General features: G+C 28.4%; 20 protein-coding genes. 3 read left to right on the top strand and 17 right to left on the bottom strand.

The window, feature by feature from the left end; translation table 11 throughout:
- Positions 1 to 7: 7 nt before the first annotated feature.
- From BUB36_RS08160 to yedF, 10 genes are all read right to left on the bottom strand, one after another.
- Positions 8 to 955 (bottom strand): YybS family protein, encoded by a 948-nt coding sequence (locus BUB36_RS08160; protein ID WP_073148854.1) that lies wholly within the window; start codon positions 953 to 955, stop codon positions 8 to 10.
- 33 nt (positions 956 to 988) lie between these two features.
- The gene (locus BUB36_RS08165) at positions 989 to 1318 is read right to left on the bottom strand and encodes a MazG-like family protein (protein WP_073148857.1); all 330 of its coding nucleotides are present in this window, start codon (positions 1316 to 1318) and stop codon (positions 989 to 991) included.
- Between the two features lie 318 nt (positions 1319 to 1636).
- The gene (gene rpsR, locus BUB36_RS08170) at positions 1637 to 1861 is read right to left on the bottom strand and encodes a 30S ribosomal protein S18 (protein ID WP_073148859.1); all 225 of its coding nucleotides are present in this window, start codon (positions 1859 to 1861) and stop codon (positions 1637 to 1639) included.
- 18 nt (positions 1862 to 1879) lie between these two features.
- Positions 1880 to 2290, bottom strand: a complete 411-nt coding sequence (locus BUB36_RS08175) for a single-stranded DNA-binding protein (protein ID WP_073148861.1) — start codon at positions 2288 to 2290, stop codon at positions 1880 to 1882.
- A 29-nt stretch (positions 2291 to 2319) separates the two neighbouring features.
- Positions 2320 to 2607 carry a 30S ribosomal protein S6 gene (rpsF, locus tag BUB36_RS08180; RefSeq protein ID WP_073148863.1) on the bottom strand — a complete coding sequence of 96 codons (288 nt, stop codon included), beginning with the start codon at positions 2605 to 2607 and terminating at the stop codon, positions 2320 to 2322.
- Between the two features lie 210 nt (positions 2608 to 2817).
- Positions 2818 to 4008 (bottom strand): aminotransferase-like domain-containing protein, encoded by a 1191-nt coding sequence (locus tag BUB36_RS08185; protein ID WP_073148865.1) that lies wholly within the window; start codon positions 4006 to 4008, stop codon positions 2818 to 2820.
- A 173-nt stretch (positions 4009 to 4181) separates the two neighbouring features.
- Positions 4182 to 4373, bottom strand: coding sequence for a DUF951 domain-containing protein (locus BUB36_RS08190; RefSeq protein WP_073148867.1), 192 nt, complete (start codon positions 4371 to 4373; stop codon positions 4182 to 4184).
- Positions 4374 to 4506: 133 nt separating this feature from the next.
- Positions 4507 to 5403 carry a mechanosensitive ion channel family protein gene (locus tag BUB36_RS08195; protein WP_242655741.1) on the bottom strand — a complete coding sequence of 299 codons (897 nt, stop codon included), beginning with the start codon at positions 5401 to 5403 and terminating at the stop codon, positions 4507 to 4509.
- Between the two features lie 6 nt (positions 5404 to 5409).
- Positions 5410 to 5682 (bottom strand): DUF3343 domain-containing protein, encoded by a 273-nt coding sequence (locus BUB36_RS08200; RefSeq protein WP_073148869.1) that lies wholly within the window; start codon positions 5680 to 5682, stop codon positions 5410 to 5412.
- 22 nt (positions 5683 to 5704) lie between these two features.
- Complete coding sequence (yedF, locus tag BUB36_RS08205) at positions 5705 to 6295, bottom strand: sulfurtransferase-like selenium metabolism protein YedF (RefSeq protein ID WP_073148871.1); 591 nt, start codon at positions 6293 to 6295, stop codon at positions 5705 to 5707.
- Between the two features lie 303 nt (positions 6296 to 6598).
- Here yedF and BUB36_RS08210 point away from each other — a divergent pair, with 303 nt between their 5' ends.
- Together BUB36_RS08210 and BUB36_RS08215 are read left to right on the top strand one after the other, a co-directional pair.
- Entirely contained in the window at positions 6599 to 7495 is an 897-nt protein-coding gene (locus tag BUB36_RS08210) for an amidase domain-containing protein (protein ID WP_073148873.1), read from the top strand.
- Positions 7496 to 7521: 26 nt separating this feature from the next.
- Positions 7522 to 7971: a hypothetical protein gene (locus BUB36_RS08215; RefSeq protein WP_131821226.1), complete on the top strand. Its 450-nt coding sequence runs from the start codon at positions 7522 to 7524 to the stop codon at positions 7969 to 7971.
- Positions 7972 to 8397: 426 nt separating this feature from the next.
- Here the strand turns inward: BUB36_RS08215 and BUB36_RS08220 are convergent, their stop codons facing one another.
- From BUB36_RS08220 to BUB36_RS08250, 6 genes are all read right to left on the bottom strand, one after another.
- Positions 8398 to 9114, bottom strand: coding sequence for a CvpA family protein (locus BUB36_RS08220; RefSeq protein WP_242655743.1), 717 nt, complete (start codon positions 9112 to 9114; stop codon positions 8398 to 8400).
- 31 nt (positions 9115 to 9145) lie between these two features.
- On the bottom strand, positions 9146 to 10276 hold the full coding sequence (locus BUB36_RS08225; RefSeq protein WP_073148879.1) for a DUF5711 family protein: 1131 nt from the start codon (positions 10274 to 10276) through the stop codon (positions 9146 to 9148).
- Between the two features lie 382 nt (positions 10277 to 10658).
- Positions 10659 to 11774, bottom strand: coding sequence for a PP2C family protein-serine/threonine phosphatase (locus BUB36_RS08230; protein ID WP_073148881.1), 1116 nt, complete (start codon positions 11772 to 11774; stop codon positions 10659 to 10661).
- A gap of 691 nt (positions 11775 to 12465) precedes the next feature.
- The gene (locus tag BUB36_RS08240) at positions 12466 to 13035 is read right to left on the bottom strand and encodes a hypothetical protein (protein ID WP_073148885.1); all 570 of its coding nucleotides are present in this window, start codon (positions 13033 to 13035) and stop codon (positions 12466 to 12468) included.
- A gap of 14 nt (positions 13036 to 13049) precedes the next feature.
- Positions 13050 to 13436 (bottom strand): hypothetical protein, encoded by a 387-nt coding sequence (locus BUB36_RS08245; RefSeq protein WP_073148887.1) that lies wholly within the window; start codon positions 13434 to 13436, stop codon positions 13050 to 13052.
- 70 nt (positions 13437 to 13506) lie between these two features.
- A complete protein-coding gene (locus tag BUB36_RS08250) occupies positions 13507 to 13695 on the bottom strand; it encodes a hypothetical protein (RefSeq protein ID WP_073148889.1) in 189 nt (62 codons plus the stop codon).
- A gap of 721 nt (positions 13696 to 14416) precedes the next feature.
- Here BUB36_RS08250 and BUB36_RS08255 point away from each other — a divergent pair.
- On the top strand, positions 14417 to 14653 hold the full coding sequence (locus tag BUB36_RS08255; protein WP_073148891.1) for a hypothetical protein: 237 nt from the start codon (positions 14417 to 14419) through the stop codon (positions 14651 to 14653).
- A 604-nt stretch (positions 14654 to 15257) separates the two neighbouring features.
- Here the strand turns inward: BUB36_RS08255 and BUB36_RS19665 are convergent.
- On the bottom strand, positions 15258 to 16025 hold a 768-nt coding region (locus BUB36_RS19665; RefSeq protein WP_165613054.1), incomplete at its 5' end, for a hypothetical protein.

Genomic DNA, 16025 nt, shown 5'->3' on the forward strand with positions numbered 1-16025 from the left:
TCCAAATCTAGATTTCTAATTTTCTAACATTGAATATTACATCAAAAAAGCCAAGGAAAAATGAAATTCCTTTTGCAATTGGAATAAAATAAATAAGCACTAAAATAATTCTTCTAGATACATCTCTCAATTTATTTTTTTGCAAAAAGAAACTGACAACTGCAAGTCCTTGCAGTGTAAAAATTTCTTGAAATAGAATTCCTATATTAATATTTAGTGCATCGGATTTAATAATATTAAATTTATTTGCCACAAGAGTTAAAATTACTATTACTAATGTACCCATTATAAAATTACTTGGCAATTTAAAATATGATAATTTATTTGGCTTCCCTATAGCAAACCCTATTTTTCTCAAAATAGCTCCTGAAACAATATAATTTATATATGTAGTAAATACACAAGTAATAATTATAATAGATGGAAATATCAATAAAATAAGGTCTGTCATTTGATCTAAAAGCTTTAGCATTTGATCTAATTGAGCAGAATCTACACTAGGAATCCCTGAAAATCCTTTATATATATCCCTAATTCGAGCAAAGTTGTTTTCTAATATTTCCAGTGGATTAAGTCCTATAACCTTAGTGAATAAAGCAAAAGAAATTATTACAGATACTGTTAAAGCTATACTTCCAAAAAATATTATTAAAGTAAATGAATATTTTTTTTGTATCATATATACTATTAAAATAGAAGTTAAGCCTCCAATAATAAGAAAAAACATGGCCGTTAATGGATCGGTTAAGCTACCTATTATAATAGTAGCTGCTACCAAAGACAGTATACAATATTTGAATCCATTCTTAGCTCCAATTATAATAAAAGGCAAAGGCATAAACATCAATAATATAGTTAAAAAAGGTATATATAAACCAATTAAAGTAAAAACAACTGCTATTGCTGTTATAAGAGCTGATTCAATCAATGCACTAATTTTGTTTCTTGTGTTCAAATATATCCACTCCCTATCATAGGTTAGAGTTGTTTATTGTTTACTATTTCTATCCATGTGCTTTTTTAAGGCTGATAAGTCTCCAAACCAGCTTTCAACCTTATGCTCTTCTAAAACTCCCAACTTAATCTTATCATAAATACGCATATCCAAATTAGAATAGTTTACACCTAATCTTCTTCCCAATACATAGGCTACTAAAATAATATTAGCAAGGATATCAGCTATAGTATCCTGCTGTCCCTTAATGCCTTTAACTAAAAGTTCGAACAAAGATGCCAAAGAAGATAAAAGTTCACTCTTAAGCCATTCTATTATTCTTACATTTTTTGTAATATCTATACCATTATCACCAAAGGTCATTCTATTCCCTCCCTAATACATTATAACAAATATAAATAGGATATGTATATTTTATATCAATTTCATTACATATACTAGTTTTTATTATTATACCACACTTAAATGGTAATATTTGTTATAATGGTTGATTTCATAAAATAGAAACTAAATAAAAAGTTTCTATATATACATAGATTTTAATATATTAACCTTCCAATCTAGTTCCAAAATTGCATATAGAAATATTATCCTTAATTTAGTCATCTAGAATAAAATATATTTTGATACTATCTACTAAAAAAGAGAAGCAATTTAGCTTCTCTTTTTCTACATTATATTCTATTCACTAACTGTAAATGGTAATAATGCCATTACTCTTGCTCTTTTGATAGCTGTAGTTAACTGTCTTTGGTGATGAGCACAATTTCCAGTTATTCTTCTTGGAAGAATTTTACCTCTATCAGTGATATATTTCTGTAAAAATTTAGTATTTTTATAATCTATATGCTTAACTTTGTTTGCACAAAAACTACAAATCTTTTTTCTCTTTCTTCCTCTTCTCACTAATTTTCCCTCCTTGCTCTAGAATGGAATATCATCATCGTCCTCTATAGCTTGAAATCCGTCTGCACCGTCGTTAAAATCTGGAATCTCAGGATTGAAGTTATTGTCTTGTCTTTTATTTCCCCATTCAAGGAATTGTACTCTATCTGCAACTATTTCAGTAGTATATCTTTTTTCACCTGTACTGGTCTGATAATTATTATTTTGAATTCTACCTTGTACTCCGACAAGTCTACCTTTAGCTAAATAATTAGCACAGTTTTCACCTGGTTTTCCCCAAACAACTACTCTAAAAAAATCTGTTTCATTATTCTTAGAATATGGTCTATCTACTGCTATAGTAAAGGTGGCAACTGCCCTACCGCTCCCTGCTGTAAAACGAAGCTCAGGGTCCCTAGTAAGCCTTCCAATTAAAACTACACTATTCATATTATCCCACCTTAATTTATTTAGAATTCTTATTTTTCTTCTAAACTAATAACCATATATCTGATAACATCGTCAGAAATTCTAAAGTTTCTTTCTAATTCCTTAGGCAAATCTTGATTTGCTTTGAAATTAACTAGAACATAATAACCTTCCTTGAATTTCTTAATCTCATAAGCTAACTTTTTTAATCCCCATTCATTAACTTCTTCAACCTCACCATCAGTTGCAATAATTGACTTGAATTTTTCTATTAACTCATTTCTCTTTTCTTCTTCAAGGTCTGGTCTTAATATAAACAATGTCTCGTACTTTCTCATTTTTTACACCTCCCTATGGTCTTTATGGCCCTACTCAAGCAGAGCAGAGAGAATATATTTATATTCACAACTTTAGATTATATCATTTAATAGATATTTATTCAACAATTAATATGAGATAATTTATTTTTCAGGATAAAAAAGTATAAATAAATAGCTGTACCCTTGGGTACAGCTATTCATTTATAATCTATAATCTTATTGCATTATCTATTTTTCATTTAATGCTTCTTTAATAACCTCTCCTAATATTTTAATCCCCTCAACTATTCTCTCTTCTGGCATATTTGAATAGTTTATTCTCATTGTATTTTCATTACCTCCATTAGGGAAGAATGCACCTCCTGGCACGAAAGCAACGTTTCTTTCAAGGGCTTTTTTCAAAAGCTCTCTTGCATTAATATGCTTTGGCAATACTACCCAAGTAAATAAACCTCCCTCTGGATAAGTATGTTTTACTTCTGGTGGGAAAAACTCCTTCATTGTATTGAACATAAGATTACGTCGACCCCTATATAATTTTTTTATTTTTTCTATATGCTCATCTAAATCATAAATTTCTAAGAAAGCATCAAGTTCTCTTTGTGACATAGAGTTACTCTGAAGATCTGCACCCTGCTTAACTAAAATATACTTATTTAATATTTCATCGCTTGCACATACCCATCCTATTCTTAGACCAGGAGAAAAAGTTTTGGAAAATGTTCCAAGAAAAACCACTCTACCCTCAGTATCCATAGACTTTATTGCAGGAATTCTTTCTCCTTCAAATCTTAATTCTCCATATGGGTTATCTTCTATAATAGGCAAGTCATATTTATTTGCTAATTCAACTAATTTCTTGCGTCTTTCCAATGACCATGTTCTACCTGACGGATTTTGAAAGTCAGGAATCACATATATCATTTTTGCATTTTTATTGTTTTTAAGAGCTTCCTCTAGCTCATCCATTAGCATACCATTATCATCGGTAGGTACTTCAATAAATTTGCATTGATATGCTTTAAAAGCATTTATTGCTCCTAGGTAACTTGGACTTTCAACAATAACAGCATCATCTGGGTTTAAAAATATTTTACCACTAAAGTCGAGTCCTTGTTGTGAACCATTTGTAATTAAAATATTATTTGCAGTTACCTCAATACCTACACGGCTCATTCTTTGAGCAATTTTTTCCCTTAGAGGTGGAAATCCTTCAGTAGGACTATACTGAAGTGCTTGCTGCCCTTTTTCTTCTAAAACCTTCAATGATACCTTCTTCATTTCTTCTACTGGAAATACTTCTGGTGCAGGTAATCCTCCTGCAAAGGATATAACCTCTGGTCTTACTGTAAGCTTTAATAATTCACGAATTTCTGAAGCCTTGATACCTTGCATACGATCAGAATACTTTATTGCCATTGTAAAAAGCACCTCCAAAATTAATTAAATTTTGGGAAAAGGTTTGCCCGATTAATTACATTATATCACTTTCAGTGTATATTTGCAATTTTTTTTGTAAGCGTTAAACCTTTTTTGCAATGTAGTTATTTTTGGGCTATTTCCCCATAATTTATAATATTCTTGTAAATATTTTATATTTCCTTCTTTTCAACCCTTTTTATTCTTTTTTCCAATTTTGTTCTCGTTATCCAAATTTGTTTATTACATTTCAAGCATTTAATTCTAAAATCCATGCCTGTTCTCATTATCTCAAATTCATTATTACCACATGGGTGTTGCTTTCTCGTCTCAACAATATCTCCTACTTTTAAATCCATCGGCATAAAATACCCCTCCTAAAAATAAAAGCTTACACTCATAATATATTTTTGAAAAACTTTAGTATTCAACTTATTTATCTGTATAGAATTTACATAGTAAAACTTAATTTATACATGTATAAATTAAAATTTTTACTTAAACCCTTGTATTATTATCTATAGTTTGATTATAAATTACTCTCTTTGGATAAGGTATTTCTATACCTTCTCTATCGAAAGCTTCCTTAAATTGTTTCCTCATTAGTCTCTCAACTGCCCATTGGGACATAGGCTTTACTTTGGCTATTATTGTTATAACAACATCTGACTCTCCAAAATTAGTAACCCCAAGAACAATAGGACCTTCTATAATATCGTCACTTTCTTTTTTTATTTCATCGCTAGCTTTATTTAAAACATCTATGGCTTTTTCAATATTCTCCTCATAGGCTATACTCATATCTACTTTTGCCCTCATATTCCCCCTACATCTGTTTGTTACCTTTGAAATAGCTCCATTTGGAATTATGTGTAGGTCACCACTAAAGTCCCTTATTTTTGTTATTCTTAAAGCCATCTCTTCAACTATACCTGATTTTCCGTCTACTTCTATATAATCTCCAACTGCAAATTGGTCCTCAAACAAAATGAAAAAACCTGTTATAATATCTCGCACAAGATTTTGAGCACCAAAACCTATGGCAAGGCCTCCTATTCCTGCTGCTGCTATTAATCCTTTTATATCTATACCTATTTCAGCAAGTATAGGAGTTAATGAGATAAAATAAATTGTATATCTTGTTATGCTCTTTAATATTCCCTTTGCAGTACTAATCCTATTTTCATCAATTTTAAGCCTAAATCTGTCTTTACTGTCAATAAATTTATCTATTAAAGTATTTGTAACTTTAATAACGAGCTTAGCTATAACTAATATCAATATAATCTTTGTACCTTTAATTAATATCCCAGCAATTTTTTCAGGATCTAAATAACTAGATATTGTTATTTTAAGCTCACTAATAAAACTAGAAAATACTTCCTTTATACCCAAAATCTATTACCTCCAATTTATTTGTTCAGCTTTTTTTCCTTTATCTGTTTTTACTATTTTATATATATCAAACATATTTTTATCTACTTCTAAATTAATCAACTCCTGTATAATTTCATCTAATTCTTGGTTTTGAAACATTATTGACAATCCACAGCTTGCAGTGATCTCTCGAGGTGTTGGTATAGTTTGAACATTATATTTACCCTTCAATTTCTTTTCAATCATAATTGCATAATGGGTAGATTCAAAGGTTATTACATGAAATTCTTTTTCCAATCTAATTACTCCTTCTTTAAATTTAAAGTATTATGGTATTTTTTGCATCATTCATTCTTTCTACTATTGTATACATATTTGTAACTCCGCCTACGATCAACTTATCCTTGAGATTAAAGTAGTCTAAGCATGTACCACATGAAAGAATCTCAACTCCTTCTCCTTCAAGCTTTCTTATATTTTCAATAACTTCAGAACCTTCTGTTGTCAGCTTTACACCTCCATTTAAAAATAATACTGCTTTAGGATATGGTTTTGCCTCAGTTAATGTATAAAAATAACCCTTCATAAGAATTTTACCTAACTCTTCTGATCCTTCTCCCATACAATCTTTCGTTATTGCAATTACTAAATCGCTTAGTGAACTTTTATTTTGTGGCATAAAGTCATTCTCTAACATTCCTTTGTAAATATTTACATGATAATCTCCATTTACTTCTTGAATATCCACATTATATCTCAAACTTTTAGCCAATTTTGCCACATTTTCCTTTGCTATCTCATTGTCAACTATTGTAGTTATAGTGCCTTCATTCACCTTCTCTATGGCCTTTTTAGTCTCAATAACTGGTTTAGGACATGTCATTCCCCTTGCATCTACTTGAAATCTCATAGTATTATCCTCCTAATCTTGTCTTTTATAATTATTATAATACTTAAATTGTATATTCTATCATTGTTTTTTCTATATTACTATAATATTTATCAATATATAATGCCTTTATTATAAATTTTATCTATAGGAATTTAAATATAATCATTAAGAAAATTTAATATTTTGTATTCACGATTTGATTTATTTCCAATTTTTATTATGATATACTTTTATTGTAAAGCATGGTTAAAGATTTAATATTCTTCTTTTAGTGAAGTGTATACAAAACACAAAATAATATCAATTAAAGGGGTGTATTATATGAAAAAAACTTTATCCATTATCATGGTATTTTGCTTGTTACTTAGTTGTACGGTTTTTGTAAATGCACAATCTGGAAATGCTAAAATAAAAGATCTAGAAGAAATAAATAAAAGAAAACTGGAAAAAATGTATATTGAAGATAAGTTAAAGCTTAATGAAAAAAACAACAAAACAGATGAATATGATACTTCTGAATATATCCAAAAACTATTAAAATTAAGAGAACGAATTTTATCTAATAAGAATAAATCTACTCCTACTATAGATAGTGATAGAAGCTACATAAATAATATAAATACTCTTAGTACGTCTAGTTATGATAGGGATGATGCAGTTGAATATGCTTTAGATTATAATGGTTCAGAATACGGTTTAACTTCTACAGAAGGATATAACGATTCCGTTTACCCTATTTTCAAGGATGCTGATTGTGCTAATTTTGTATCTCAATGCTTAAAAGCTGGAGGAATGGAAGAAGTTCGAAGTTCTAGAAGTAATGCTTGGGAAAAAGCTGATAATTGGTTTTGCGATAGTACCGATGAAAGTGATTTAGAAGAAATATCATTAACTTGGAGACATACAAATTCTTTTATGACTTACTGGAAAAACAACTGCGATGAATATACCATCTATGATGTTTCAGATACCAATTCATGGAGTGAATTTCATAACACTCTTTGGGACGATTGCCTTAAAGGAGATGTTATTCAATTTTGTGATGAAGATGGAGATCCCTGGCATACGGTAATTGTAACCGCCTACGATTTTGATTCTGGTGATGAAGATGATATATTATATTCAGCTCACTCATATAATCGAGAAAATGCTAGCTTATATGATGTAGTAAAAAATTTGCCTAATAGTGACAAAGTTATTGTTTATGATATGAAATAGAGCAAAGGATGAGAATGAGGATGAGAATGAAAATAAAAACTAAGTCTTTAATTATTATATTAATAACAATTTCGCTTATGGCATGTAGCAATTCGAAGAATATAGAAAATGGTATAGGTGATACATCATCTATGGAGTATAATAGCAATTTAACAGAAACTGAAAAAGAGTCTAATAACACATTAGAAATCTCAATTGAAACTATTGTTGAAAAGCATATTCCTAAAGTTTTAAATGCTCAAATAGATAAAAATAAAATGAAGTTTATTGGTAAATGGTCAGGAAATGTTATGCCGACACTAATTAAGGCTTTAGAAGAAAAAGGTTGGGAAAAACAAAAACAACTAGGGGCAAGGTTATTTTTCTCTAGAAATATAGATGGAAAAATAATAAAAATATCTGTTACTCCAAGTGAAAAAGGAGGACCAGAGGAAAAAAATGCAATAACAATAGTTACTTTTCTTAAGAGCAAATAATTTAGTATATATATTTACATCAGATTTTTCAGGGGGCAATTTAATGTGAACACAATGGTAGTTTAGCAAATAGAAAATATTAAGTTTTTACCATGCTTTACTACAGATTATGTAATCTTCTACATTTAAATGTAACCATCAGTAAATTCAAGTTATTAAAAAAATACTAAAGAATATTTTAACGGAAAATCTAAAAATGATTTTCCATTTTTTGTTAAATTCAGAAAAATAAAAAGCAAGTGAGGAAATTGTATAAATTAAATTTAGCAGAATTGCATAATATATAAGGTAATACTAAGAGCCTGTCGAATTAGTATTTTCTCATAAAATCTAATAAGAGGCGGTATTACCTTGTGAATCAAATAACATTTCACGAAAATAATTGCAATGGAGAAACTGCTTGTACTTAGCTGGTTTCATTATTAATCAAAAACTATTTATCATTTGACTATCTCCACTGCCTATAATGCTTTTTAACATATATAATAAAATATTGTGATCATAAAAGGATTTTGCAATGCTTGAATCGTTTAAAGCACTTATCAATGAGCTATTTGGAAAAACAGATGCAATAGGAACCATTATAGCTGCAAATATAAATACAACCATCACTCCTTTTATAAATCCAAATATAAGACCTCCTAATCCATTAAACTGTTTAATAATAGGAAGTGATGCTATACCGTTTAATACAACTCCTAGTATATTTAATGCAATCTTTGATATTATAAAAATTACAATTATACTTAATAGTGCTATAATAACTCTGGCTATTAAGCCCGATATATATACATTAATATTGTTTATAACACCTTCACTATAATTTGTAAAGACTTCACTTTTCATAAATAATTTTTGAAAAACCTTTGGTAAATTCATTATTTCAAATATGTTCTCCTTAGATACTTCTTCTCCTTGTAAGTTGCTTACTGCTAAAAAATTCATATTTTTTAATGCAAATTTCTGTATTTTATAGAACCAATTTGTATTTTCAACTATAAATACTGCTAAAGAAGAATAATATATTTTTGCTATAATACCCGCTGCTATGTAGCTTGCCATGTTAAAGAAGGATAGTATAAGTCCAATGCTAAGCCCCTTTAAACTACTTACAACAATGATTATAATAACACATATATCCATCCAGTTCACTGGTTTTACCCCCTAGTTCTATCTAATAATTCATCTCCATTACTTCTAGCTTATCTTTATAAACAATCAATAGATTTCTTTTAGAAACCCAATTTATATTCTTTATATCTCCATTAATTTTTTTCTCTAAAACCTTATTTCCCTTTTTATCTATTATATATATAGTTCTATCTGTAAAAACTCCAAGCTTATCCTCACCTATATCCAATCCCAATATTTCCCCAACAATAGGCGTTTTATTCAAAATATTACCCTCTAAATCTAATTGGCTAATAGTATTTCTGTTTTTCGTATCTATTATAGTATTCTTTTTATCAACAAGATTTAGTACAAGTAATCCTTGATTATTTAAGACACCTCTATTTATTGTTTCTTGGAAGTTTTTCTTCCATAAAATGTTATTATCTTTGGTGAGCATTAATATGCTGCTATCTCCTAAAACTAGTAAATTTTCATTATTGATTAAAAATATTTTATAGATAACTATATTGTCAAATTTTTTTCCAGATAAAACCTTTCCCTCTAGAGAATAAAATAAAATATTGCTATAGAATTTTTTTTCTTCAACAGCTAATATTGTAAGGGCTATAGTACTATTATCTGGCGATAAATCTCCATCAATAACTTCTCCTTTAGGAATAGTAAAATTCGAGATTATTTCTCCGTCAGGATTAAATACATATATCTCCTTTTCAAGCATAACAAGAGCATGTCCACTCTCATTAATTTTCATATCTATTATTGCTTTTTCTAAATTGTTTTGTATTTTTATTTCTCCTTCATAATTTATATAGTAAATATCACCACCAGAAGAATCAGCAATTACTATATTATTCTGGTTTCCCTTTATAATAGCCTCTTCGATATCCAATTTTTTTTCCCATAACATTTCTCCTTCTTCATTATATGTACTTAATTTTCCTTCCTCAAACTTACAAATGTGCTCATTAAAGCTCTCTATATTAATTTTTCTATCCTTATCTTTTCTATTTGAATAATTAATCGTATTTATTCTTTTTAGGTTCACATCTTTATTAACAAATGAAGGTATTACAAAATGAACAAGCTTTACAGCTCCAAATAACATAGAAGCAATAACCATTGAAAATATTAAGAATCTAGTTCTATTAAGTCCTTTTTTCTTTTTAGCCAAATCCTTTCACTCCTTAAAAACACTGGATTATCTTAGACTATATTATAACATAAAGCAAAGACCTATGACGACGCATTTTAGTTGCAAGTTACAAGTTCCATGTTCCAAGTTTTAAGGTTATTCTTTTAGGTACTAAAAACCTTAATTTCCACTTTTAAAATTTCACTGGTAATAGTTTGCATTTTCTCTCTGTTGCTTGAATTTACTCAAATTCAAACATGCAATTTCTTGCAAAAAAAGTTTGAGTTTCTATACAACAAAAAATACTTAGAAATCCTTTATAAAGGATTTCTAAGTCGTTAATTAATATTAATAAATTTAAGCTTTGAATTTACAACTACACTCTTTTATTTATAAATGCTTTATAACAAATATTTGGTCATTACAGCACTTCCATCATCATCATAGCTACATCATCATCTAAATTATTATTAGAAAAATCCCTAGCATCATCTATAATTCTTTGAATTAATATATCGCTGCTGGAAGATTTATTTTCTAGACAAATTTCTAAAATACGATCAGAATAAATTTCTTTTTGGATATTTCTTGCTTCACTTATTCCATCGGTATAGAAAAGTATCCTATCGCCACTATTTAATTGCAAATTATATTCATTATAGCCTATATCATCAAAAAGAGTGCATATGGGTAGTCCTGGTAAAAATACTTCCTCAACCTTATCCTGTCTAAAAACTATAGGCATACAATTATGCCCACCATTTACAATTTTTATTGTGAAGGATGATTTATTAAATACACCATATAATATAGTTATATAGTAGTTATCATCGAGATGAAGCTCTTTATATCTCGATTTTAAATAGTTAAGAGTATAAACTGAATCAAGGGCATCGGTTTTTAGATTTTTTAATGTCTGCCTTATGAACATGGTTATCATTGATGCCGTTACCCCATGGCCTGCTACATCAGCCATGTATATGCCTATATTTTCTTCATCTATATCTATAATATCAAAAACATCTCCTCCCAACATTTCACTGGGAATATATTTTGAGTATATTTTTATAATATTATTATATATTCCATCTTTAGGTATTATCCTTTGTTGAATTTTCTTTGCAAAATCCAGATCCTTTCTCATCTTTAGATTCTGCTTAAGTATAATTTTCTCCATTTCTTTTTTTTCAGTAACGTCTCTAAAAACCTCAACTGCACAATATATTTCCCCATTTTCATCCCGTATGGGTGAACTGACAACAGAAAAAATTTTATTTCCTATAATTTCTTCTTTCTTAACTACTTTACCATACTTTATAGTGGTTTCTGTTATACATGTCTCACATTTACAACGCTTCCCTAGGGCTCTATAGCATACTTCCCCTCTTACATCTCCTATTAAATCCTCCATAGGCTTATTGATAAATATAATCCTATTATTTTTATCTACAACCCTTACAAGGTCTATCATCCCTGCTAATATATCTTCAGTAAACCGTTTTTGTCTTTCTAGCTTTTTAGTTAATATTATTTCCATATCATTCTCTCCATCTGTTATAAATATTAAAAACGGAAACAACCGTTCTAGCTTAATATTATGTATTCTATATACTTGTTTAAATTCCTTGTGGGTTTTAAAATAATTTTTCTATACAATAGATATAAATATAGGAGCCTATTTAAAGCATTTACCCTTAAATAAGCTCCTATATTTATAATCCCTTAAAAATAAGTTGCTATAAATTAACTCCTTATGCTAGCAAATAAAATTTTCTGTTTTTGAGATGCTTTAGAAGGTTTTAATATTTTATTTGAGTGATTTTTATAACACATAGGAAATTATAGACCTATCAAATTTATATATATAATTTCCGTTATGTGTTTCAAAAAAGTCTACCTTATAAAGCTTTATAAAAGACTTTTTTATAAACCTGTTTTTCCCTTCAAAGTTATATAAAAAAACAGGTTTATTACATGAACGAAAAGAAAATATTAAAGCCCCTGCCATAGAAACTAGCTTAGCGGGTTAAATTACTTAATCATCTCTTTAGCCAAATAATATAATGGTCTTACGCCTACGCCTGTACCACCTTTTGAAATATACTCTTTCTCCTTTTCAGCACGCCTCGAACTTCAGCTTTCTCAAAAGCCTGTTATCTTGTTGACTTTGTCAACAAGATAAGGATAATATTTTTTCTATTATCCTTTATTTAAATAATGTTCATATTCTACTTTTCATTTTCCATTAATATTTTAATTTTTTGTCTGTCTATTTCTTTCTTTAGCTTTCCTTGTACTCTTTTAGTTTCATGTACATTTGGGTCAATTCTTTTTTCTTTTAAAGAAGTAAGCTTTTTTCTCCAGTCAATTTCATCAAGTTTTATTTTTTTCATCACATTTGTTCCATCTGGTTCTTTATAGCAATATAGTATTTCTTTTTTATCATGGCTAATATACATTACCGGCACAATAGATCCTAATGGAACTTCATCAGCAATAGGCCTAATTACATTAAACCTTAAATATGTAGTTTCTTCTCCAAAATAATGTCTTAACTTTTCAGATTCTAACTCTCCAACAACATAATATTTATTTATGTTAATACCAAATGTATTCTCTATGTCTGTCCAAGCATCTAAAATTTTAGCTTCAATTTGTCTATTTGCTTCTTCATGTGCTTTATTCTGCACTATATGGTTTTTGGACCAACCCGTTTTTCTTTCATTTAATGCAAAACCTGAAATAGAAACAATAGATAAAATTGTAATTAGCAAAAATACAATACTTTTTTTCTTCATTTCTTTAACGCCTCCTAATCTATCATATAATAATCTTCTGTCTCCATACTTCTAGTATCTCCATTATCTCCTATAACTAGATGCTCTGCTTTTAATTGTAATATGTCACCAATTTCACCAGTATAATACTTAGAAATGCTTACACTATATGAATCTTCATTAGCAATATATGTTTTTACTTTTTCTCCTGATGCATATAAATCTAAATACACACCAGTTTTAGCAATTGTTCCTTCTGGAGTGCCTTTAGTATATCCTGATAGCTTAACTTTGGTACGATAAGGAGCTACTGAATCTATAGAACAATCTCCGTCTACACCTAGATTGGGTAAAGCAAAAGCTGAAGATGTACAAAATAAACAAAATACAATTAAAATGAAAGTAAATTTCTTAATTTTCATAAAACATCCTCCTTTTATAGTGTTAGTATGCATAATAAAATTATACTAAAAATTTTCTAAGAGTATTTTATTAACATATTATTAATACACTTCTTATCTTGTTGATGCCCTTACCCAATCCATAATTTTCATCCTTTCCTCTAATAGTGAGAAGTAAAAAACTTAGGTTGATGATATATAAGGTTCCAGCCCCCATACTGGCAAAGAATAATGCTATAGAAGCTATACTATTTAGTAATAAACCCTTTTTTTTTTTCATTTCCTTTGACCTACTCCTTTAAAAATTGTCTTCCTCTATATACACTCTTTGTTATAAAGGGTGTCAATGTTAATGCTTCATTTAATATAGCCATGGCAGTTATATTGCAGTATATTAAAAAATCTTTTTCTTAGTTTACACTACCCGTCTGTCCTTTTTTAGGTCTAAACTGCCTTTTTAGATTAAAATTTCTTACTTCTTATCTGTAGCAACAAATCAATCTATTAATTTAGTGCTAATCTTTCTAGTCTTTATTTTTCTTTATTAGATTTTGTTAATTATGCTTATCTCTATATAGGGTATTATCAAAGATTTAAGAATAATCTTTAATTCAACCCATTGATTTTACTTAAAATTTATATAAAATTTTTACTAATATCTTAAAGGGATACCCTATTTTGCTATTGCTATTCAAGATTTTTCATTAATATAACATAAAATAAAAAATCTGGAATCAAAAAATCGCAATTTACCTTTTAATTAAAATGTCAAAAGGATATATCCATAGAAATTATACAAAATATACATTTTGTTGTCAACCTTTTATTACCATTTTATCATTATTTTTTATTAAATATATAATTATAGCAATTATCGTCGCATTTTCCATTTAAAGAAATTACCTCTATCATTGGTCTTGCTCATAATTCTTATAGAATTATAGACAGTATTCAAATCCCTGACTGATTTAATTATATCCTTTTTAGAACTAATTAAAGAAATGAATATAGAGGTCTTTAGGGATAAAAGTAATAAGCAGCTTGCTAAGTTTATACATACATATTTGAAAAATAAAGCTGTAGACATCTTTAGAAAATATGTAATAAAAAAGAAAATGGTAACAGGAATAAATTATGACTTGGTATGTGATAATTCTGATAGTGGCATTAATGTTTTATATCCAAGGGAATCGCAAACATTTCCAACGAAACTTGTATTAACGAAAAAAATAGGTTGAAAACTTAATTTTAAATCACACTAAGAAATTATATCGTATTAAAAGGCTTAAATAAGCTTTTATATAGTCTGAATACAGCATAATTCATGTTATGCTGTACAGATTTACCAAAATATAAAAAGCACTCTCTTTTTAAGAAAGTACTTTTTATATACAATATTTTTTTTATTAATTCCATTATCATCAGACTTATGTAATTCTTAATATTTGGTTTATATATCAAGTTACCATTTAACCTTCTCAACGAGTCAACAGAAACATTAAAATATCGTGCTATAGCCCAAAGAGTATCCCCTGCTTTAACAGTATATGTTTCAATCTTTTCAAACACTTTTTCCTTTACTTCTACTAAAGGAAAATATACTCCAGGCTTCTACATTTTTTCTTTGAAATTTATTAAACCTTGAAGTTGTTTATCTATAGTTTTATTTTCATTTTCGCTCCACACCACCATTCACTGTTAAATGTATTTCACTTAAAATTCGCTCTCACTATATATAAACAGTTTTTTTTTTTTAAAAGTAACATTAAATTTTATTTTTTTTGAATTCATAATTAAAAAGCATTTTGAAACAAGTAAAAGAAGGTAATGCCTTTAATAGCACTACCTTCTTTTATGCATTGTATTATATACATATATAGCAAACTTCGAATATGATTGTGGATTATCATAAACATACTCAATTTTGATATCAGGTTGACAATTTATTGCAAAAGAACGAAGTAGATTAAAATGACCAAGTATCCATCTTGTAGCTCCAGAAACAACAAGTTTATCCTTAGGAGTATTTATCCCCCTTGCTAGTAAATACTCCCTAGCATCATCAGTCATTCTTAATAATTGGTACTTGTGGTCTTCAGACTCTTGTTTATCATAAAACTCCTTATTTCTTACATAAAAAGCCTCATATTTATCTTCATCAGATAACGCATTGACCTCAGGTTCATCAGGCCTTGGAAAAATCGGGACTAACACAGGACACTTAACACCATATTTAGATGAAATAGTTACCCATTTTTTTAGCATCATTTTTGCATCTCTTAAATCATCACTATAATAATATTCTTTCCTATTAGCATCGTTTGGTCTTACTATTAAGTAGGTTTCACTATTGCAATTTGGTGGTATATACAAAAGATAAGGATAATGAAATTCCTTATTATTATCAAATGGTCTCTCGATTATAGAATTATCATCAAAAAATATATATCTCAAAGTTGTTTGTTCTCTATACAAATAAAACGCAGTTATATTTATAGTTATTGTAATACTTTCTGTTTCATCAATAATTACTTCAAATAAGTCTTTTACACTCTTTTTATCTAATTTATTAATATATCCCCAAAGAACAGCTTCTACATGAGGCATGTG

Source organism: Paramaledivibacter caminithermalis DSM 15212 (assembly GCF_900142245.1).
GTDB lineage: Bacteria > Bacillota > Clostridia > Peptostreptococcales > Caminicellaceae > Paramaledivibacter > Paramaledivibacter caminithermalis.

Coding starts and splice junctions, on each gene's coding strand:
- BUB36_RS08165 (WP_073148857.1), bottom strand. CDS start 1,318: ATGACCTTTGGTGATAATGGTATAGATATTACAAAAAATGTAAGAATA.
- BUB36_RS08175 (WP_073148861.1), bottom strand. CDS start 2,290: ATGAATAGTGTAGTTTTAATTGGAAGGCTTACTAGGGACCCTGAGCTT.
- rpsF (WP_073148863.1), bottom strand. CDS start 2,607: ATGAGAAAGTACGAGACATTGTTTATATTAAGACCAGACCTTGAAGAA.
- BUB36_RS08185 (WP_073148865.1), bottom strand. CDS start 4,008: ATGGCAATAAAGTATTCTGATCGTATGCAAGGTATCAAGGCTTCAGAA.
- BUB36_RS08190 (WP_073148867.1), bottom strand. CDS start 4,373: ATGCCGATGGATTTAAAAGTAGGAGATATTGTTGAGACGAGAAAGCAA.
- yedF (WP_073148871.1), bottom strand. CDS start 6,295: ATGAGATTTCAAGTAGATGCAAGGGGAATGACATGTCCTAAACCAGTT.
- BUB36_RS08210 (WP_073148873.1), top strand. CDS start 6,599: ATGAAAAAAACTTTATCCATTATCATGGTATTTTGCTTGTTACTTAGT.
- BUB36_RS08215 (WP_131821226.1), top strand. CDS start 7,522: ATGAAAATAAAAACTAAGTCTTTAATTATTATATTAATAACAATTTCG.
- BUB36_RS08220 (WP_242655743.1), bottom strand. CDS start 9,114: ATGGATATATGTGTTATTATAATCATTGTTGTAAGTAGTTTAAAGGGG.
- BUB36_RS08230 (WP_073148881.1), bottom strand. CDS start 11,774: ATGGAAATAATATTAACTAAAAAGCTAGAAAGACAAAAACGGTTTACT.
- BUB36_RS08240 (WP_073148885.1), bottom strand. CDS start 13,035: ATGAAGAAAAAAAGTATTGTATTTTTGCTAATTACAATTTTATCTATT.
- BUB36_RS08245 (WP_073148887.1), bottom strand. CDS start 13,436: ATGAAAATTAAGAAATTTACTTTCATTTTAATTGTATTTTGTTTATTT.
- BUB36_RS08250 (WP_073148889.1), bottom strand. CDS start 13,695: ATGAAAAAAAAAAAGGGTTTATTACTAAATAGTATAGCTTCTATAGCA.
- BUB36_RS08255 (WP_073148891.1), top strand. CDS start 14,417: ATGAATATAGAGGTCTTTAGGGATAAAAGTAATAAGCAGCTTGCTAAG.